Origin of the sequence: Rhizobium sp. CIAT894, assembly GCF_000172795.2 — a bacterium.
Taxonomy (GTDB): Bacteria; Pseudomonadota; Alphaproteobacteria; order Rhizobiales; family Rhizobiaceae; genus Rhizobium.
In genome coordinates this window covers 1,218,308-1,237,529 of sequence record NZ_CP020947.1, presented here as the reverse complement: position 1 = coordinate 1,237,529, position 19,222 = coordinate 1,218,308, and the positions used below count along the sequence as shown (strand labels likewise).

Here is a 19,222-nt window from a genome sequence, read left to right as displayed (position 1 = left end):
AACAAGAACAGCATTATTCGATTTCTGCGGGTAAACAAGCAGAGAGATTCGGAGGCTCTACTCCGTCGTTTTGTCGTCGCCCATATCCTCGACATCCTCCAGGCGAACGAACTCCGTGCCCTTGGCTTTCAGATCAACCAGCGCCTTCGCCACCCCCTCGCCTGCCGCATGGGTCGGCTGGTTGATGTGGGAGATGACGACGTCGCCGTCCCTGGCCGAAGCGATGCGCTTTTCGGTGATCGCTGCGCCGAGCAGCGAGCCGCCGTCGCCATTCACCGAATAACCGGCGATGCGATAGCCCATGGCGCGGATCTCGGCGATGGCGGAAAGGTCGTATTTGGCCGTGGAGCCACGGAACCAGTGGGGTGCGGGAATGCCTGATGCAACCATGGCCGCAGCGCCACCCTCGACTTCCTGCTTTACCGCCTGGGCCGAGCCGGCCGACGCGATGCCATAGATCAGCGTGGGCGTGTCGACGGCCGGGATATGGTTCTGACCGTGATTTTCCAGTTCGAAGAGATCGGGATTCTCCAGGAAGACGGCAAGGGCTGCGGGATTGCGCTTCAGCCAGCGGGCGGTGACGAAGATCGTCGCCGGGATGCGTTCCCGCACCAGGGTCGAAAGAATGCGCTCATCCGCCTGGCCCATGCAGGCATCGAAAGTCAGCGCGATGCGGGCATGGCCGGCGAGGTTGGAGCGGGCGATATGCAGATGCGGCTCGACGAGTTTTACCGCCGGCGACTTCGAGACCGGAACTGTTGCGGCCGAGATCAGCGGCGCAGACGGCAATTCGTCCGCCGATGCGGCTGATATCGCGGCCAGGAGGAAGGCCGAAGCGAAAAGGATGCGGTTCATATCGGGGCTTCTACGATTGGGTCCGTCGATTTTAGCGGGTGTTCTTGCATGGTGCCATGTGGCTGGATGTCACCGCAGCCGCCCGAACAATCCACGGCATCAATCGTAGAGATAATATTTGTCCCACTTCTCGCGCGGCACCTTGTCGCCGATCTGGTAATCGAGCTCACGCACGTTGATATGCTGCGGACCGGTGATGCAATTGTAGGAGAGATGGTACCAGTCGCCCTTGCTGCGGAAGACCGCACCCGGCGCCTGCAGCGAATTGTCGCCGGCGACGGGATCCTTGAACGTATAGGCGATCACCTTGTCGGGCTTGAAGCCGGTGCTGTCATTGTTGATGCGGCTCATCGCCTCGGTGTCGCAGCTCTGTTCCAGCCGGGTCGAGGGATCGAGTTTTTCCAGCTGTTTCTTGATGGCGGGATCGACGGCGAAGGCGGGGGCAGCAAGGCCAAGGAGGGATACGAACAGGAGCAGACGTTTCGGCATTGTGGAGAAAATCCCTTACTGTTGTCCATTCTTCACCCTGCCCCGGGCAGCTTGCCGGGGGCTTGGCATGTGCAAATTTCGCTCAGCGAGAGCGGACATTCTTAAATATTGTGGTGACATCAAGGCAAAGCGGGCAGAGCCGCCTCCTTGCCTGTGGAAGGTGACCCGCACTGTTGGCGCAGCCTTGCCGCTTGATCCGGCGGCGGCGCGCCTCTATCTCTTGCCAACCCGACATTCCTACCGGAGCCAATTCCTTGTCCGTTTTCAAGAGCCTGCCGACACCGCCCGCCGCACCGAAGAAGCCCGTCTCCGATACGCGCCACGGCATTACCCGCACGGACGATTATGCCTGGCTGCGCGCCGACAACTGGCAGGCGATGTTCAAGGATCCGTCGATCCTCGACCCCGAGATCCGCCAGCATCTCGAAGCCGAAAATACCTATATGAACGCGGCGATGGAGGACACCAAGCCGCTGCAGAAGGCGCTGTTTTCCGAAATGCGCGGCCGCATCAAGGAAGACGACAGCTCGGTGCCGATGAAGGACGGCGCCTATGCCTACGGCACCTTCTACGTCACCGGCGGCGAGCAGCCGCGTTATTTCCGCATCACCCGCGACGGCGACGTCGCCGACGAGACGATCCGCACGGTACTGCTCGACGGCGACAGGGAAGCATCAGGCAAGGCCTATTTCCGCCTCGCCGGCCTCGACCATACGAGCGACCACAGCTGCGGCATCTGGGGCTATGACGACAAGGGCTCGGAGTTCTTCACGCTGAAGGTCCGCGACCTGTCGACCGGCCAGGATCTCGACGACGTGATCGAGAATACCGGCGGCGGCGGCGTCTGGGCGCCCGACGGCAAGAGCTTCTTCTATTCGGCGCTCGACGAGAACCACCGGCCGTCGAAGGTGTTCCACCATGTTATCGGCCGGCCGCAGTCGGAAGACCGGCTGGTCTACGAGGAAGCCGATGCCGGCTTCTTCATGGGCGTCGGCGGCTCGCTGCTTGACGATGTCATCTATATCGATATTCACGACCACGAGACCAGTGAATACCGGCTGCTGTCGACCAAGGATCTCACCGCCGAGCCGAAGCTGGTGGCGGCGCGCGAGGAAGGCATCGAATATTCGCTAACCGAGGGCGGCGACGTCTTCTACATCCTGACGAATGACGGCGGCGCCAAGGATTTCAAGATCATGGAAGCGCCGGTCGACAATCCGGTCAAGGAGAACTGGCGCGAAGTCGTCGCCCACAAGCCCGGCACGCTAATCATCAGCCACATGGCCTATGCCCGCCATCTCCTGTGGCTGGAGCGCAAGGACGGGCTGCCGCAGATCATGATCCGCGATCGGGCGACCGGCGAGGAACATGCGATCGCCTTTGCCGAGGAAGCCTATTCGCTGGGGCTTTCGGGAGCTGCGGAATACGATACGGATATCATCCGCTTCTCCTATTCCTCGATGACGACGCCGTCGCAGCTCTACGACTACAACATGGTGACGCGCGAGCGCACGCTCTTAAAGACACAGGAGGTGCCGTCGGGCCACAATCCCGACGACTACGTCACCCGCCGCGTCTTCGCCCCGACCTGGGACGGCGAGACAGTGCCGGTCACCCTGCTCTATCGCAGGGATACGCCGCTCGACGGCACCGCCCCCTGTCTGCTCTACGGCTACGGCGCCTACGGCATCACCATTCCGGCCAGCTTCAACACCAATTGTCTGTCGCTTGCCGACCGCGGCTTCGTCTATGCCATCGCCCATATCCGCGGCGGCAAGGACAAGGGATTTGCCTGGTACGAAGACGGCAAAATGGAAAAGAAGACGAATACCTTCAAGGACTTCGTCGCCGCCGCCGATTATCTGAATCAACAGAAGTTCACCTCCTACGCGAAGATCATCGCCGAAGGCGGCTCGGCCGGCGGCATGCTGATGGGCGCTGTTGCCAACATGGCGCCGGAAAAATTCGCCGGCCTCATCGCCGCCGTTCCCTTCGTCGACGTGCTCAACACCATGCTGGACGATACGCTGCCGCTGACGCCGCCGGAATGGCCGGAATGGGGCAACCCGATCGACAGCAAAGAAGAATACGAGCAGATCGCAGCCTACTCGCCTTATGACAATGTCGGCGCAAAACCCTACCCGCCGATCCTGGCGCTCGGCGGCCTGACCGACCCGCGCGTCACCTATTGGGAACCGGCCAAATGGGTGGCGAAGCTGCGCGAAGAGACGACCGGTGAAGCGCCGATCCTGCTCAAGACGAATATGGATGCCGGCCATGGCGGCGCGTCCGGTCGCTTCCAGCGGCTGGAGGAGATTGCGTTCGAGTATGCGTTTGCGATCAAGGTGGCGGGGAAGATGTGAGGGGTTGATAGGGTGTGCCGTGGAGGTACCCCCCTCTGCCCTGCCGGGCATCTCCCCCACAGGTGGGGAGATTGGCTGGGCTCACTGGCTTCCTCAAACAATTGACGTCACAGCATGGCGAAACGGTAGACGGATGCGAAGGTTTGGCCACTTGTGATCTCCCCACCTGTGGGGGAGATGCCCGGCAGGGCAGAGGGGGGCTACCACGGCACAACAGCCGAGGGAGAAACAAATGGCAGTCTACATCGCCCTCCTGCGTGCCGTGAACGTCGGCGGCACCGGCTCCTTGCCGATGGCCGAGCTGAAGGCGACCTGCGAAGACCTCGGCTTCACGGACGTGAAAACCTACATCCAGAGCGGCAACGTACTCTTCCGCTCGGATGATTCCGCAACGGCGGTGGAGGAAAAGCTCGACGCGGCGCTCGGGCAGAAGATGGGCAAGCGGCCGGGGGTGACGGTGCGGACCCGCAAGGAGCTCACCGCCATTGCCGCGAACGCACCCTTTCCCGATGCCAAACCGAATTTTCTGCTCGTCTATTTCCTGCCCGAAAAGCCACCGGCCGATGCGCTTGATAAAATGGTGGCGCCCGATGGCGAGGAAGTGAAGCTCGGGACCCGCGAAATCTATGTGCACTATCCCAGTGGGTCCGGCCGCTCGAAGCTGAAACTGCCGGCGCTGAAGCCGGGAACTTCGCGCAATCTCAACACCGTGCGCAAGCTCGCAGACATGGCGGCTTCGATGGAAGGCTGAGGGCCGGCGCAGAATTTGATTCAAGCGAGGGACCTCAAGCCTTTGTTTTCACGCGCGTCGCGTCAGCCTCCAGCGGCACCTTTATCCCTCTGGCCTTATAGCCGCTGATCTCCTCGCCGGCGGTCGGCGAGAAGCGCAAGTTCCAGATCGTCGCGGTGATCGAGATGAGGGTGACGACCACGAAGGCGGTGGAGAAATCGTCCAGCGACGGCGTTTCGACATTGTTGAAGGCCATCGAGCCGTGCAGTGCCAAGGCCCCGATGCAGATGCCGAGCGACAGCATGAGCTGCTGGAAGGTGGTGTAGAAGCTCGTGGCCGAACTCATCCGCTCCTTGTCGATCTCGTCATAGGCGATGGTGTTATAGGCGGTGAACTGGAACGACAGGAAGAAGGCGCTGAGCACCAGAACGACGAAGATCAGCGGCATCGGCCAGTCCGGCCGGAAGGCGGCGCAGAGGCCGTAACCGACCGTGCCGAAGATGCCGTTGAGGACGAGGCTGCGGCGGAAGCCCAGCCGGCTGAAGACGAACTTCGCCATCGGCTTCATGGCGAGCGCGCCAAGTGCTGTGGCAATGACGATCTGGCCGGCCGCGGCGGCCGACAGGCCGAAGCCGATCTGGAAGAGCAGCGGCAGCAGGAAGGGCTGCGCGCCCTGGGTGATGCGGGTCAGCGAACCCGCGATGACGGACGTGCCGAAGCTCGGCACCTTCATCAGCGAGAAATCCATGATCGGCGACGGATGCCGACGGGCATGCCTCAAATAGGCGATGCCGAAGATGAGGCCGAGGGCGATCAGGAAGATCGAGAAGGCGCCCTCGCCCTCGTGGCTCGACATTTCGAAGCCGAAGAGCAGCGAACCGAGCGAAATGCCGGAGAGCACGAAACCGATCGTATCGAACGGCCCGCTTGCCTTGCCCTTCACCTCGTCGATGTAGATCGAGACGAAGATCATGCCGATGATGCCGATCGGCACGTTGATGTAGAAGATCCAGCGCCAGTCGAGATAGGTGACAAAGAAGCCGCCGAGCGGCGGGCCGACGATCGGGCCGATCAGCGCCGGCACCAGCAGCCAGGACATGGCGCTGACCATATCCTTGCGGGCGACGCTGCGCATCAGCACCAGGCGCCCAACCGGCATCATCATCGCGCCGCCTATGCCCTGCAGCAGCCGCGCCAGCACCAGGAAGGACAGGGTCGGCGCCAGCGCACAGAGGATGGAGCCGATGACGAAGACGGCGATGGCCGCGCGGAAGACGGTGCGGGAGCCGAAACTGTCGGCCATCCGGCCGCTCGCCGGAATGAAGATCGCCAGGCTGAGGAGATAGGAGGTGAGCGCAATCGACATGGCCGGCGCGCTGACGGCAAAATCGCGCGCCATGGTCGGCAGCGCCGTTGCCAGCACGGTCGCGTCGATATTTTCCATCAGCATCGCACTCGCGATAATCATCGCGATCACCCGGAAATTGGGCGCGGCGCGCCGAACCATCGGCGCCTGGTAAATCTGATCCGACATCGTCCGGAATCACTCGCGGTGACGCGGCGGAGCACACGAGGCAGCAAGGCCGCGGAGATGATATGGCACAAGGCCAAGGGGAGACGATTTGCTATACGCCTCAGATCATGGCGGCGCTATGTCCTTTATGGCAAAGCTGCTTTGACGAGAGGTAAAGGCGGATCACGATTGCTTGCATCGGCCTGATCTTCGTGAAGCTCATTCAGCGGTCATGAGCGGCTTGCGCCGCAGACGCCCCGGCCCTACCTATGAAGCATGACCTCCGCCCTCGAGACAAATCGGCCCCGTGCGGCCTTTCCGTTCGACAACAGCTATGCCGGCTTGCCGCAGCGCTTCTTTGCGCCGCAAGTGCCGACGCCGGTGGCGGAGCCCTGGCTGATCAAGCTGAACGAGCCGCTGGCCGCCGAACTCGGGCTCGACGTCGAGACGCTGCGCCGCGACGGCGCTGCGATCTTCTCCGGCAATCTCGTTCCCGAAGGGGCCGAACCGCTGGCGATGGCCTATGCCGGTCATCAGTTCGGCGGCTTCTCGCCGCAGCTCGGCGACGGGCGCGCCATCCTGCTCGGCGAGGTGGTCGACCGTGGCGGCAGGCGCTTCGACATCCAGCTGAAGGGCGCCGGGCCGACGCCTTTTTCCCGCCGCGGCGACGGACGGGCGGCAATAGGGCCGGTGCTGCGCGAATATATCCTCAGCGAGGCGATGTTTGCGCTCGGCATTCCCGCCACACGGGCGCTTGCGGCGGTGACGACGGGCGAGCCTGTTTATCGCGAAGAGGTGCTGCCGGGCGCGGTCTTCACCCGCGTCGCGGCCAGCCATATCCGGGTCGGCACCTTCCAGTTCTTTGCGGCAAGGGGTGATACCGAGGGTGTGCGGGCGCTCGCCGATTATGTGATCGACCGGCACTATCCCGCGCTGAAGGCGGCTGACAATCCCTATCTCTCACTGTTCGAGGCGGTCTGCGAGCGCCAGGCGGCGCTGATCGCTCGCTGGTTGCATATAGGCTTCATCCATGGCGTGATGAACACCGACAATATGACCGTTTCCGGTGAGACGATCGATTTCGGCCCCTGCGCCTTCATGGATGCTTACGACCCGGCGACCGTCTTCTCGTCGATCGACCAGCATGGCCGTTATGCCTATGCCAATCAGCCAGGCATCGGCCAGTGGAACCTTGCAAGGCTCGGCGAAACGCTGCTGCCACTGATCGACGAAGAGCCGGACGGCGCCGTCGACAAGGCGAATGGGGTGATCCGCGCCTATGGCGAACGCTTCCAGGCGCATTGGCTGGCCGGCATGAGAGACAAAATCGGGCTTGCCGGCGAAGAGGACGGCGACCTCGAACTGGTGCAGGCCTTGCTGTCGCTGATGCAGGCGCAGGGCGCCGATTTCACCCTGACCTTCCGGCGACTGTCGGATCTTGCCGGCGATGCCGCCGCAGAGCCCGCCTTTGCGGCAAGTTTCCGCGAAGCGGAGGCCTGCGGCACCTGGCTTGCACAATGGCGCGAGAGGCTGTCCCGCGATCCGCAGACCGAGGCCCAGCGCAGCATTGCCATGCGCCGCGTCAATCCCGCCTTCATTCCGCGCAACCACCGGGTCGAGCAGGCGATCGAGGCCGCTGTCGAGAACGGCGATTTCTCGCTATTCGAAGCGCTGCTCGCCGTTCTTTCCAAGCCCTATGAGGACCAGCCGGGCTTTGCCGCCTATCTGGAACCGCCGAAGCCGAACGAACGGGTGCTTGCGACCTTCTGCGGGACGTGAGCGCGACCTTTCCGTTTGCGCGCAGCAACCCGGCAGCCAGATACACCGCCATCCGCCCCTGCGGCCTGGCCCGATACAACCGTACCGTGACGACGGCCTGCGGCAAATGCTGCCGTTGAAAGGCATCTCCTTCGCGCTATCTGCCTGATCGGCGGGGTTTTCCGCCGACCTCCACCCGGCTAAATCAAGCGGGAGACAGCCCTTATGGCGATCGTCATCACCTCCATTTTCTTCATCATCATCGGTTTGACGCTCGGCGGCGGCGGGCTCTGGCTCGTCACGCTCGGCGGCAGCATCTTCTATCTGTTCGCCGGCATAATGTTCCTGATCACCGCCGGGCTGCTTCTGATGCGCAAGGCGTTGGCGCTCTGGGTCTATGCGGCGCTCGTCATCATGGCGCTCGCCTGGGCGGTCTGGGAGGTCGGCTTCGACTGGTGGCAGCTCGGTCCGCGCGGCGGCATGATCATCCTGCTCGGGCTCTGGCTGCTGACGCCGTGGATCCGCCGGCCGCTCGGCCTGCGCAGCCCGACCGGCTTCACCTATGGCGCCAATCCTTGGCCACTCGCCGTGCCTGTCATTCTCGCCATCCTCGTCGCCGTCTATTCGATGACGACGGACCCGCACGATCTCGCCGGCGAGCTGCCGGCCGACAAGGTCGCCGCCAACCCCGCCTTCGGTGGCAGCGTGCCTGATGGTGAATGGCACCAGTACGGCCGCACGCCTTTCGGCCAGCGTTATTCGCCGCTCGACCAGATCACCGCTCAGAATGTCTCCACCCTCAAGGAAGCCTGGCGTTACCAGACCGGAGACGTCAAACGGCCGGATGATATCAGCGAAACGACCTATCAGGTGACGCCGCTCAAGGTGAAGGACACGCTCTATCTTTGCACGCCGCACAACTGGGCGATCGCGCTCGACGCCAAGACCGGCAAGGAGAAATGGAAATACGACGCCAATTCGGGCATGAACCCCAACCGGCAGCACCAGACCTGTCGCGGTGTCACTTATTATGCCGAATCAACCGTTGCCGCCGGCCAGCCCTGCGCCGAACGTATCTATCTGCCGACATCGGACGCCCGGCTGATTGCGCTCGATGCTGCGGACGGGAAGGTTTGCACGAGCTTTGCCGACCAGGGCGTGCTGCATCTGGAAACCGGCATGCGCTACAATCCGGCCGGCTATTATTATTCCACCTCGCCGCCCGTCGCGGTGGCCGGCAAGATCATCGTCGGCGGGGCGGTAAACGACAATTATTCGACGGAGGAGCAATCCGGCGTCATCCGCGCCTTCGACATCAAGACCGGCGCGCTGATCTGGAACTGGGATTCCGGCAATCCCGACGTGACGACGCCGCTGGCCGCCGGCCAGACCTATACGACCAATTCACCGAACAGCTGGTCGGTCTTAAGCGTCGACGAGGGCCTCGGCATGGTCTACATCCCGCTCGGCAACCAGGTGCCCGACCAGCTCGGCATCAACCGCAGCGACAATGTCGAGAAATTCTCCTCCTCGATCGTCGCCCTCGACATCGCCACCGGCCAGTTGCGCTGGGTGCGCCAGACCGTGCATCACGATCTCTGGGACATGGACGTGCCGGCCCAGCCGGCGCTGATCGATCTGACGAAGCCGGATGGCACGGTGGTTCCCGCCCTCGTCGGCCCGACCAAGCAGGGCGATCTCTATGTGCTCGACCGGCGCAGCGGCGAGCCGATCATCCCGGTCAAGGAAATTCCCGCACCCGGCGGCGCGATCACCGGCGATCATACTTCGCCGACCCAGCCGATCTCCGACCTCACCTTCTCGCCCGAGCCGCTGAAGGAAAAGGACATGTGGGGCGTATCGCTGTTCGACCAGCTCGCCTGCCGCATCGATTTCCACCGCTACCGCTACGAGGGCCGCTACACGCCGCCGTCGCTGGAAGGCACGATCGTCTATCCCGGCAATTTCGGCACCTTCAACTGGGGTTCGGTGGCGGTCGATCCGGAGCGGCAGATCATGTTCGGCATGCCGACCTATCTTGCCTTCACCTCGCGCCTGGTGCCGGCTGCCGATATTCCGCCGAGAGGCCAGGACGAGAAGGGCAGCGAACAGGGGCTGAACCGCAATGACGGCGCACCCTACGGCGTCTTCATGGGCCCTTTCCTCGGGTTGCTCAAGATCCCCTGCCAGGCGCCACCATGGGGCTATGTCGCCGGCGTCGATCTGCGCACCGGCAAGATCGCCTATATGCACAAGAACGGCACCGTGCACGACATGACGCCGCTGCCCCTGCCCTTCAAGGTCGGCGTGCCCGGCATCGGCGGGCCGATGCTGACCAAGGGCGGCGTCGCCTTCCTGGGAGCCGCGGTCGACAACTACCTGCGCGCCTACGACGTGACGAACGGGCGAGAACTCTGGCAGGCCCGCCTTCCCGCCGGCGGCCAGGCGACGCCGATGACCTATACGACTGACGACAACAAACAATTTGTCGTCATGGTCGCCGGCGGCCACGGCTCTGTGGGCACCAAGCCCGGCGATTATGTGATTGCTTATACGCTGCCGTGACCGGAGGCTGCCCTCTCAACGTAGTGCTTTTGGCCGTGGGTCCTCGGGTCAAGCCCGAGGACGACGGAGGGTGGGGGAGCCGATGCGGCAAGGACCGCAAGCGCGTGGTGATTTGCAGGAATTGACGCCTATTATTTCACGCTATCCCCACGCAAAACCGCCCGCGCTTTTTGCTGGAATTCCTCCAGGCCTCTCGCCTCTTGCCGGCCGCTCTCCCCATTCTCCGTCATACTCGGGCTTGACCCGAGTATCCACGCCGCACGCGCCTCGCTCGATTTGTTTGGCAGCGGTCGCGTTTTAGTGCGAACCCCAACGAGTGCTTGCGGCCGTGGGTCCTCGGGTCAAGCCCGAGGACGACGGAGGGTGGGGGAACGTCTGCGGCAAGAACCGCAAGTGCCTCGCAATTTTGTTGGAGTTGCCGTCTTTGTTTCAGCAATTCCCACGCAAAATAGCTCCCGCATCTTGCTGGAATTCCTCCGGACGTCCCGCCTCTTGCCGATCGCCTCCCCCACCCTCCGTCATACTCGGGCTTGACCCGAGTATCCATGCCGCACGCGCCTCGCTCGATTTGCTCGGCTGCGGCCGCCTTTGTCATTTCAACAAACTCCCCCAACTCAAACCATCTCGACAATCATCCGCCCAACCTCGGCAAAGACCGGATTGAGCTCCTTCACCGGCACGGTCGCTTCGGCGATATAGACGGCAGCGACGATCGGGCCGCGGTCGGGGGGCCAGATCACCGCGATATCACCGAAGGAGCCGTTCGGGCCGGTGCCGGTCTTGTCGCCGACCTTCCACTCGGCCGGCATGCCGGCCCGCAGCCGCTCGCCGCCGGTCGTGCTTGCCACCAGCCAAGCGACCAGCCTGTCGGAGGAGGCCTCTGTCAGCACCGAGCCGAGGGTCAGGTTGCCGAGCGTGTCGAGCATCGCGTCCGGTGTCGTGGTGTCGCGCGGATCGTCCTTTTTGCCCTCGTTCAGCGTCGGTTCGGTGCGGTCGAGGCGGGTGGTACCGTCGCCGATCGAGCGCAGCCAGTCGGTGAGCGCTGGCGGCCCGCCGAAGCTTTCGAGCAGCAGGTTGCCGGCGGTATTGTCGCTGACCGTCACCGCCGCCTCGCAGAGTTCTGTGATGGTCATGCCGTCGGCATCGGCGTGTTTTTCGCTGAGCGGCGAATAGTCGACGAGCTTGTCCTTGCCGTAGGTCACCCGCCGGTCGAGCTTCTCCTCGCCCTTGTCGACCCGGGCCAGCACGAAGCCCGCGGCCAGCGCCTTGAAGGTGCTGCACATCGGAAAGGCCTCGCTGCCGCGGTAGCCGAAAGAGATGCTGGTCTGGGTGTCGAGTACCGAGACGCCGAGGCGGCCGCCAGTGCGTTTTTCCAGCGCGGCAAGACGCTTCTCGACGTTGTCGTCGCCCTCCCCGGTCTTTTCCTGGGCCCCCTTCTCGGCCCCATCCTCGGCATTGGCGGGAAGCGCCAGCGCAGGCAGGCCCAGAGCAGGCAGGCAAAGCGCCGAGCCGAGCAGCAGGCGGCGGGTAAGGCTGAGATCCATGACATCCTCCGGTGAGTCGGAGAACAGAGCTAAGGCGAGATTGCGGCGGCATCTCGTCCCCACGACAACACTGTTGCCGTCGCGCGCCCCGATTACGCGGCGCGCGTGACCTCGACCGTCACATGCGACAATTCCGTCAGCGCCGAAAGCCTGCCCTTGTAGAAGGCCGGCTCGCGTGGCGCCGAGGTGACGACGGCGACGATCGCCGCATGATGGCCGGGGCCGACCTGCCAGACATGCAGATCGGTAATCCGGTCTTCCTCGGTCTCGATCGCCTCGCGGATTTCCGAAGGCAGCGTCTCGCCGTGCGGGACGACGTCGAGAAGGACGCCGCCCGAGGCTTTCATCAGGCTCCAGGACCAGTTGGCGATGACCAGGCCGCCGACGATGCCCATGATGGGATCGAGCCAGAGCCAACCATAGAGACTGCCGAGCGTCAGCGCCGCGATGGCGAGCACGGAGGTCATCGCATCGGCAATGACATGCAGATAGGCGGCGCGGATATTGTTGTCGCCGGGTTTTGCGTGGTGATCGTGGTCATGATCACCATGCCCGTGATGGGCATGATCACCATGCCCGTGATGACCGTGACCGTGGTGGTGATGGTGGTGATGCCCGCCATGGCCGCCGCCGCCAAGCAGCCAGGCGCTGATGAGGTTGACGGCAAGGCCGATTACCGCCACGGCGATCGCCTGGGCAAAACCGATCGGCACCGGATTTGACAGGCGCAGCCAGCTTTCCCAGGCCATCAGCAGGGCGATCAGGGCCAGGATGATGGCGCTGGCGAAACCGGCGAGATCGCCGAGCTTGCCGGTGCCGAAGGTGAAACGCGGGTTGCGCGCCTGCCTGCGGGCGAAGAGATAGGCGAGCGCCGAAATCAAAAGTGCGCTGGCATGAGTCGACATGTGCCAACCATCGGCAACCAGCGCCATCGAGCCGTAGGCCGTGCCGGCGGCGATTTCCGCCACCATCATCACCGCCGTCAGCGCGATCACCAGCCAGATGCGCCGCTCGTTCACCGCGTGATCGGCGCCGAGGAAGATATGATCATGCTCCAGGGCGTTCGTTCCAGCCTTCTCGATCCCAGCACTCATTACAGGCTCCTTCGTCACGGCACTCAGCGGATATAGGTTCTCAGCACTTCCGATATTTCCTCGACCGCCTCTGCTCTCGCGGCATCGTCATCGGCATTCAGCACATGTTCGCGCAGATGATCGTCCAGCACCTCGCCGGTCAACCCGGTCAGGGCGCCGCGGACGGAGGCGAGCAGCTGCAATATCTCGCCGCAGGGGCGCTCGGCCTCGAGCGCGCGTTCGACGGCTTCCATCTGACCCTTCAAGCGGCTGACGCGGGCGATGAGTTTCTTTTTCTGCAGGGTAGTGTGCGACATGGGCTCTTATGTAGCATAGGGGGGTATACTATCAAGGGGAAACGTCATCGCTGTAGATGCGCGGCGATCGGCCATTGACAAATGCGGCAATTCCGACGATTGATGCATCATGATCAAAAACGCGCACCAGAGCCGCTCGTATTTTTGGCTGTACCTGTAAAGGGCGGCCCGACAGATCATATTGTCAACAAGCCGCCGTCAGGCGGCTTTGTTGTATCGGCAGCGTCCTGACGGCAGATTATCAAAGGACGCGAAGACCATGACCGAAATCGAAGACAGCGAAATTTCATTGATGCGCCCATCGGTGGTGACGATCCGCACCGCCAAGCCGCGCGACCTGCCCGAACTCAACGAGATGATCGCCCTGCTTGCCGGCCATCACGGCGATGCGGCCGCGACGACGCCGGAGCAGCTGGAGCGCGACCTCTTCGGCCCGCTGCCGTGGATCCAGGCGCTCGTCGCCGAGACCGGCGAAGGCTTGATCGGCTATGCCATTCTCGTGCCGCTCTACAGGGCGCAGGAAGGCAAGCGCGGCATGGACCTGCACCATCTCTTCGTGCGCGACGGCCATCGCGGCCACGGCACCGGCCAGCTGCTCGTCGACCGCGCCCGCGATACGGCGCGCAATGCCGGCTGCGGCTACCTCTCCGTCAGTGCCGCCACCGGCAATGTGCTGGCGCATCGTTTCTACGAACAGCTGGACTTCACCCCGCGGCCGGTCACCGGCATGCGTTACATGCAGTCGATCGCCTAAACCGGCGGGGATTTGCCCGCCTGCCCTTCATGCGCCGGCCGCGTCGCCCATTGGTGGAGCGCGGCCTTGACGAAGGCAAGAGCAGCGGCACGCGCCGACGCCAGATCGCGGGGATCTTCCAGCTTCTCGGCGAAGCGCGCCTCCATCACCCTCATCGTCTCGTCGAACCAGTTGGCAAGCAGCGCGTTGCGCCCGGCAAGACGGGCACGCATGCGGCCGATGACGAGATCAAGCTGTTCAAGGGTCGGTTTGGTTTTCATGAATTGTCTAACGGCCCGGAACGGCCTTCAGATAGGCGGCGATCGCCTCGCGGTCGGAAGCCGGCAGATGGGCAATGTTCTGCTGCACATCGACCATCGAGCCGCCGACGGAATCGAAATCGGGGGTGAAGCCGGTTTCGAGGTAGCTGGCGATATCGGCCTCGCTCCAGCCGCCGATGCTTTTGGAGGCCGGGGTGATATCGGGTATGCGGCCCTTGCCTTCCGGATTGGGCGCGCCGGCGAGCCACTGACCTGCCTGGAAGCCGCCGAGCGCATCGCGTGGCGTGTGGCATTCGCCGCAATGTCCGGGGCCTTCGACGAGATATTGCCCGCGCTTGATCTTGTCGTCGCTCTTGGCGAGAACGACGCGCGGCTGATCGTTGAAATAAAGGAATTTCCAGCCTCCAAGCGCCAGCCGGATGTTAAAGGGGAACGGCAGTTCATGCGGGGGAGCGACGTTCCCACTTTTCGGCAGGGTTTTCAGGAAGGCGAAGAGATCGTTGACGTCCTTGTCGCTCATGCGGGCATAGGAGCCGTAGGGAAAGGACGGGTAGAGATGCTGACCGTCAGGGCCGACGCCGCGCTTCATCGCATTGCCGAATTGGGCAAGCGTCCAGCCGCCGATGCCGGCTTTTTCATCCGGCGAAATATTCGGCACGTGGAAGGTGCCGAAAGGGCTCTTCAGCGCCAGACCGCCTGACAGCGTCAGCTTGGCATCGCCTTCCGAATCTGGGGCGGCATGGCAGCTGACGCAGCCGCCCGTCCAGAAGACCATCTGTCCGTTGACCGGATCGGGCGCGCCGAGACCGGCCCAATGGCTTTCCGGCAGCGGATCGGGTGCGGTGACGACATAGAAGGCGCCCCCGCCAAGGACGGCGACGCCGATCAGACAGAGCAGTAACCGGATGAACCTGCGGATCATGCCCCGCCTCCCCTTTTGCCGAATTTTCTGTGCGGAGCGATTCTGCGACCGGCCCGCACGGGCGGAGAATAAGGTGATCCGCGCCAGCGGCAAGGCCGGCGCGGATCACGTATCAAGTTCCAGATCAAACGGCCTATCAATCCTTGATACGATAGGCCTTGTGACAGCCGCCGCAGCTGGCGCCCAGCGTGTTGACCGTGGCGCCGACAGCGGCGGGATCGGCCGGAAGCTGGGCGAGCGCGGTTTCGGCGTCGGTGGAGAGCTTGGCGGAGCGCGCCTTGAAGTCATCCATGTTTTCCCAGATCTTCGGGCTCGCCTCTTGGTCGCCCGTTTCCGTGCCCGGCTTGAACTGATCGGGGAAGACCTTGGCCGTTGCGGCAATCGTCGTCAGCGCCGCCTTCACGGCTTCGGCGTCATAGGGCTTGGTGCCCTTGGCGATGGCGCTGAGGGCGCCGGCCGCACCGCCGATCTGCTTCATCAGGGCAATGCGCGAATCATGTGTCCCGTCGGCGGCGGTCACCGAACCGAAGGCTATTCCTGCCATCGCTGCGGCGGCAGCTACTGCTTTCCAATTCATATTCCTCTCCAATTTTCTAGAGGCCAAGGCGGCCGATGGCCAATCTGCACCGGGAGCATGACAAAATCCATGGCGCAAGGCGGTCACGTCTTGCCGGATCAGCGTAAAAACAATGTGATAAATAGCGAACAGGCAGGACGGGCCAGACAGGCTGCCACCGAATTAGCTCAAACCCGGCAATCCTATGCATCCGCCAGCCTCGTTGCCAGGAAGTCGATCAGGACTCGCGCAGCCATTGGCAGGTGCTTGCGGGAAACATAAAGAGCATGAATGCCAAGCGTGCTCGGTTGCCATGCTGGCAAGACGACAACTAGCTTGCCTGTCTGAACATCCTGGTCAGCGGCGAAACGCGGCAGCATGGCGATGCCCAGACCGGACAGAGCGGCCCGGCGCAGCGCGACCGCGTCATTGGTCTGGAAGGTTCCTTCCACCGAGATCACGATCTGAGATTCGAAATTCCTGAGCGACCATTCGCTCCCTCCAAGGTGGGTGTAAGTGAGGCACCTGTGGCGGTCGAGATCCTCCGGTCCTGTCGGAATTCCGTATTGCTCGAGATAACGCGGCGAGGCGTAGAGCAGCGACGAGCACTGTCCGAGCCGCTTTGCGATCAAGGATGGATCCAGGCGGTTGGCGATCCTTATCGCCAGATCAATGCGGTCCTGCACGAGGTCGATCGCTCGATCGGAAATCTGTAAATCGACCTTGATGCGCGGATAGAGGTCGGCAAAATCGGAAAGAAGAGGAATGAGCTGCGCCTCGGCGAGGATGGCGGGCGCCGTCACCCTGAGAAGACCGTGCGGAGTCTCTGCATGGGTTGCGACCTCCGTCACTGCGTCGGCAACACGGACGATGTCCCGACACATGTCGAGAACGCGTTCGCCCGCCGATGTCAGGCTGAGCTGTCGCGTCGTGCGGTGGAGAAGCCGCGTTCCCGACCAGTCTTCCATGGCCGCGATGTAGCGCGAGGCCATCGCTCGGGACATGCCCAATTCTTCGGCTGCAGCCGAAGCGCTGCCGCGCTCGACAGTCTTCAAGAGCACTTTCGCGGCAATGATCCGATCCATCTATTCGCTCGATTCATGCAACATTCTGTCGACCATAGTGACGTTTATCTTTGATCCACGCAACATTATATCTCTTTCAAACACAGGGAGATCGCAGTGACCACCAATATCGACCTTCAATATTTCTTCGACCCTTTCTGCGGCTGGTGCTACGCAAGCGCTCCGGCGCTGGCTGGTCTTGCCGATAGATTTCCAGATCGCCTCAGGATGCTCCCCTCCGGTCTTTTCGTCGGAGCAAGGCCGATCTCGTCGATATCAGATCATGCCTGGCGCAACGACCAAAGGATTGAGGTTCTCACCGGGCAGCGCTTCTCCAAGGAGTACCATCAGAACGTGCTGTTGGCGCCGAACGGCGTTTTCGACTCAGGCCCCGCGACGCTTGCGCTCACCGCCCTTGGGGAACACGATACGACGCTCGAGCCTCGTTTCCTGCATGCGATCCAGATCGCACGTTATGTCGAGGGACGCGACACTTCCAACGTCCAGGAAGTGGCGACGGTCGCCGTTCAGGTGGCTGCCGAGCATGGCGTCGAACTAACCGCTGAGATCTTCGCCGAGACGCTCCGGAACGACCCCGATCTCAGCGAGCGCACGCTGGAGCGGATGGACGATGCGCAGCGTCAGATGAATATCCTCGGCATTCGCGGGGTTCCGCAGCTCGTCGCCCGCATCAACGGCCATGCGCACGTGCTTGGCGGCGAGGCGCTCTATCAAGGTCCGGCTCATCTCTTCGCGGCACTCGACGAGCTCTGCGCAGTCGCCTGAAACATCAATCCCAACCAGGAGTACCATCATGAAAATCGCTCTCATCGGAGCCTCCGGTCAGGCCGGCTCCCGCATCCTGTCCGAATTGTCGGCTCGCGGCCATAGCGTCACCGCGATTGCCCGAGACCCCGCCAAGGTCGCCTCTCTGCCTGATGTCACCGCCGCCGCCGGCGACATCGAGGCGCCTGACGCTCTGGCAAAGGTCTTGGAGGGGCATGACGCCGTTATCAGCTCGGTGCATTTCTCCGCCAGCGATCCGGACAAGCTGCTTGGCGCAGTCAAGGCCTCCGGCGTTCGCCGCTACTATGTGGTCGGCGGGGCGGGCAGCCTCGAAGTCGCTCCAGGCGTCCTCCTCGTGAACACGCCCAAGTTCCCGGAAATCTACAAATCCGAAGCGCAAGGCGGCGTCGATTACCTCAACAAGCTCAAGGGTGAAAGCGACCTCGACTGGACCTTCCTGTCGCCTTCGGCCGCATTCGGCCCCGGCGAGCGGACCAGCACCTTCCGCCTCGGCAAGGACGAACTGCTGACGAACGAACACGGCAGCAGCATTTCCTTCGAGGACTTCGCCGTGGCGCTGGTCGACGAGATCGAAGCTCCGGCTCACGTCAGGCAGCGGTTCACCGTCGGCTACTGATCCGATCTCCCCAATCCGAATTCCTTGCCGCAGCGTGGTCGACACCGTTCGGGTGTCGGCTGCGGCAGGTCCCCTCTGCCTCGAAGGCAGAGTTAGGCTCATCCCAAAAACCTCGGAAATCCACGATGATCAACAGACGCACCACCCTCAAGACGATCGCCGCAGCAGCGGCTATCATGATCCCGCTCGCCACATCCGGCGTGGCGCAGGAGAAGTCTCCACTGTCATGGACGGCGTTCAGGACGACCGAAGCGGGCTTCCTGCGCGCGCCGGTGCTCGTGACCGGGAAGACGGAGGCCGTCCTCATCGACTCGAGCTTCAGCTATTCGGACGGCAAGGCCATCGCCGATGCCATCAAGGCGAGCGGCAAGCACCTGACCACGATCTACATCACCACCAACGATCCCGACTATTACTTCGGCCTCGCGCCCGTCCATCAGGCCTTTCCGGATGCTCGCATTCTCGCTGCTCCCGACACCGTCGCACTGATGCGGAAGAAGGCCGAAGGCAAGATCAAGGCCTGGTCGCCTGTTCTCGGCGACAATGGTCCGAAGTCGGTCTCCGATCTCGTATTCCCGGAAGCGAGCGACATCAGCACGCTCTCCGTTGATGGCGAGAAGCTCGAAATCGTCACCGCGCCGGATCTGAAGGATCGCGGCCGCTATATCTGGGTTCCGTCGCTCCATGCCGTGTTCGGCGGTGTGCCTGTCTTCGGCGGCATGTATCCCTGGGTCGCCGATCTCCCGACTGTCGAAGAACGAAAAGCATGGCTCGCCGCGCTTGATGACATCCTCGCCCGCAAGCCCAAGATCGTCGTACCGGGTCACGGCACTCCCAGCTGGCCGATGGATGCTTCCGGCGTCAGCTACACGCGCGATTACCTGATCGCATTCGACGCCGCGGCAGCCAAGGCCGCGGACTCCAAGGCATTGATCGCAGCGATGAAGAAACTCTATCCCGACGCCGCCATGCCGGTTTCGTTGGAACTAGGGGCGAAAGTCGCCAAGGGCGAAATGACCTGGCAGTGAAAACAGCG

The 19,222-nt window shown here is 62.9% G+C and carries 18 protein-coding genes; 8 read left to right on the top strand and 10 right to left on the bottom strand.

Translation table 11 applies throughout. The annotated features are described in order from the left end of the window. Positions 1-57 precede the first annotated feature (57 nt). Both RHEC894_RS06135 and RHEC894_RS06130 read right to left on the bottom strand, forming a co-directional pair. Positions 58-855, bottom strand: coding sequence for a polysaccharide deacetylase family protein (locus RHEC894_RS06135; RefSeq protein ID WP_010069441.1), 798 nt, complete (start codon positions 853-855; stop codon positions 58-60). 99 nt (positions 856-954) lie between these two features. Next, on the bottom strand, positions 955-1,344 hold the full coding sequence (locus RHEC894_RS06130; RefSeq protein WP_010069440.1) for a DUF930 domain-containing protein: 390 nt from the start codon (positions 1,342-1,344) through the stop codon (positions 955-957). Between the two features lie 254 nt (positions 1,345-1,598). Here RHEC894_RS06130 and RHEC894_RS06125 point away from each other — a divergent pair, with 254 nt between their 5' ends. Together RHEC894_RS06125 and RHEC894_RS06120 are read left to right on the top strand one after the other, a co-directional pair. Further along, the gene (locus RHEC894_RS06125) at positions 1,599-3,707 is read left to right on the top strand and encodes a S9 family peptidase (RefSeq protein WP_085736630.1); all 2,109 of its coding nucleotides are present in this window, start codon (positions 1,599-1,601) and stop codon (positions 3,705-3,707) included. A gap of 232 nt (positions 3,708-3,939) precedes the next feature. Beyond that, positions 3,940-4,458 carry a DUF1697 domain-containing protein gene (locus tag RHEC894_RS06120; RefSeq protein WP_085736629.1) on the top strand — a complete coding sequence of 173 codons (519 nt, stop codon included), beginning with the start codon at positions 3,940-3,942 and terminating at the stop codon, positions 4,456-4,458. 34 nt (positions 4,459-4,492) lie between these two features. Here RHEC894_RS06120 and RHEC894_RS06115 read toward each other — a convergent pair whose 3' ends face one another. Next, entirely contained in the window at positions 4,493-5,971 is a 1,479-nt protein-coding gene (locus tag RHEC894_RS06115; protein WP_085736628.1) for an MFS transporter, read from the bottom strand. 255 nt (positions 5,972-6,226) lie between these two features. Here RHEC894_RS06115 and RHEC894_RS06110 point away from each other — a divergent pair, with 255 nt between their 5' ends. Continuing rightward, positions 6,227-7,729 (top strand): protein adenylyltransferase SelO, encoded by a 1,503-nt coding sequence (locus tag RHEC894_RS06110; protein ID WP_085736627.1) that lies wholly within the window; start codon positions 6,227-6,229, stop codon positions 7,727-7,729. 204 nt (positions 7,730-7,933) lie between these two features. Further along, positions 7,934-10,273 carry a glucose/quinate/shikimate family membrane-bound PQQ-dependent dehydrogenase gene (locus tag RHEC894_RS06105; protein ID WP_085736626.1) on the top strand — a complete coding sequence of 780 codons (2,340 nt, stop codon included), beginning with the start codon at positions 7,934-7,936 and terminating at the stop codon, positions 10,271-10,273. 614 nt (positions 10,274-10,887) lie between these two features. Here RHEC894_RS06105 and bla read toward each other — a convergent pair. The 3 genes from bla to dmeR form a co-directional block, all read right to left on the bottom strand. Next, positions 10,888-11,817 (bottom strand): class A beta-lactamase, encoded by a 930-nt coding sequence (bla, locus tag RHEC894_RS06100; protein WP_085736625.1) that lies wholly within the window; start codon positions 11,815-11,817, stop codon positions 10,888-10,890. Between the two features lie 92 nt (positions 11,818-11,909). After that, positions 11,910-12,911, bottom strand: coding sequence for a CDF family Co(II)/Ni(II) efflux transporter DmeF (dmeF, locus tag RHEC894_RS06095; protein ID WP_010068851.1), 1,002 nt, complete (start codon positions 12,909-12,911; stop codon positions 11,910-11,912). 23 nt (positions 12,912-12,934) lie between these two features. Next, positions 12,935-13,207, bottom strand: a complete 273-nt coding sequence (gene dmeR / locus RHEC894_RS06090) for a Ni(II)/Co(II)-sensing transcriptional repressor DmeR (RefSeq protein ID WP_049734460.1) — start codon at positions 13,205-13,207, stop codon at positions 12,935-12,937. A gap of 259 nt (positions 13,208-13,466) precedes the next feature. Here dmeR and RHEC894_RS06085 point away from each other — a divergent pair, with 259 nt between their 5' ends. After that, positions 13,467-13,961 (top strand): GNAT family N-acetyltransferase, encoded by a 495-nt coding sequence (locus RHEC894_RS06085; protein WP_010068853.1) that lies wholly within the window; start codon positions 13,467-13,469, stop codon positions 13,959-13,961. Here RHEC894_RS06085 and RHEC894_RS06080 read toward each other — a convergent pair. The 4 genes from RHEC894_RS06080 to RHEC894_RS06065 all read right to left on the bottom strand — a co-directional run bounded on the left by RHEC894_RS06080 (position 13,958) and on the right by RHEC894_RS06065 (position 16,784). After that, on the bottom strand, positions 13,958-14,221 hold the full coding sequence (locus RHEC894_RS06080) for a hypothetical protein (protein WP_010068854.1): 264 nt from the start codon (positions 14,219-14,221) through the stop codon (positions 13,958-13,960). The two genes, RHEC894_RS06085 and RHEC894_RS06080, sit on opposite strands and share 4 nt — an antisense overlap. A 7-nt stretch (positions 14,222-14,228) precedes the next feature. Then, positions 14,229-15,143 carry a cytochrome c gene (locus RHEC894_RS06075; protein ID WP_085736624.1) on the bottom strand — a complete coding sequence of 305 codons (915 nt, stop codon included), beginning with the start codon at positions 15,141-15,143 and terminating at the stop codon, positions 14,229-14,231. Positions 15,144-15,279: 136 nt separating this feature from the next. Then, the gene (locus RHEC894_RS06070) at positions 15,280-15,720 is read right to left on the bottom strand and encodes a cytochrome c (protein ID WP_085736623.1); all 441 of its coding nucleotides are present in this window, start codon (positions 15,718-15,720) and stop codon (positions 15,280-15,282) included. A gap of 182 nt (positions 15,721-15,902) precedes the next feature. Further along, positions 15,903-16,784 carry a LysR family transcriptional regulator gene (locus RHEC894_RS06065; RefSeq protein WP_085736622.1) on the bottom strand — a complete coding sequence of 294 codons (882 nt, stop codon included), beginning with the start codon at positions 16,782-16,784 and terminating at the stop codon, positions 15,903-15,905. A gap of 96 nt (positions 16,785-16,880) precedes the next feature. Between RHEC894_RS06065 and RHEC894_RS06060 the strand changes: the two genes are divergently transcribed. From RHEC894_RS06060 to RHEC894_RS06050, 3 genes are all read left to right on the top strand, one after another. Then, positions 16,881-17,549 carry a DsbA family protein gene (locus tag RHEC894_RS06060; RefSeq protein WP_085736621.1) on the top strand — a complete coding sequence of 223 codons (669 nt, stop codon included), beginning with the start codon at positions 16,881-16,883 and terminating at the stop codon, positions 17,547-17,549. A gap of 28 nt (positions 17,550-17,577) precedes the next feature. Continuing rightward, positions 17,578-18,186: an NAD(P)-dependent oxidoreductase gene (locus RHEC894_RS06055; RefSeq protein ID WP_085736620.1), complete on the top strand. Its 609-nt coding sequence runs from the start codon at positions 17,578-17,580 to the stop codon at positions 18,184-18,186. 125 nt (positions 18,187-18,311) lie between these two features. Further along, complete coding sequence (locus RHEC894_RS06050; RefSeq protein WP_085736619.1) at positions 18,312-19,214, top strand: MBL fold metallo-hydrolase; 903 nt, start codon at positions 18,312-18,314, stop codon at positions 19,212-19,214. Positions 19,215-19,222 lie beyond the last annotated feature (8 nt).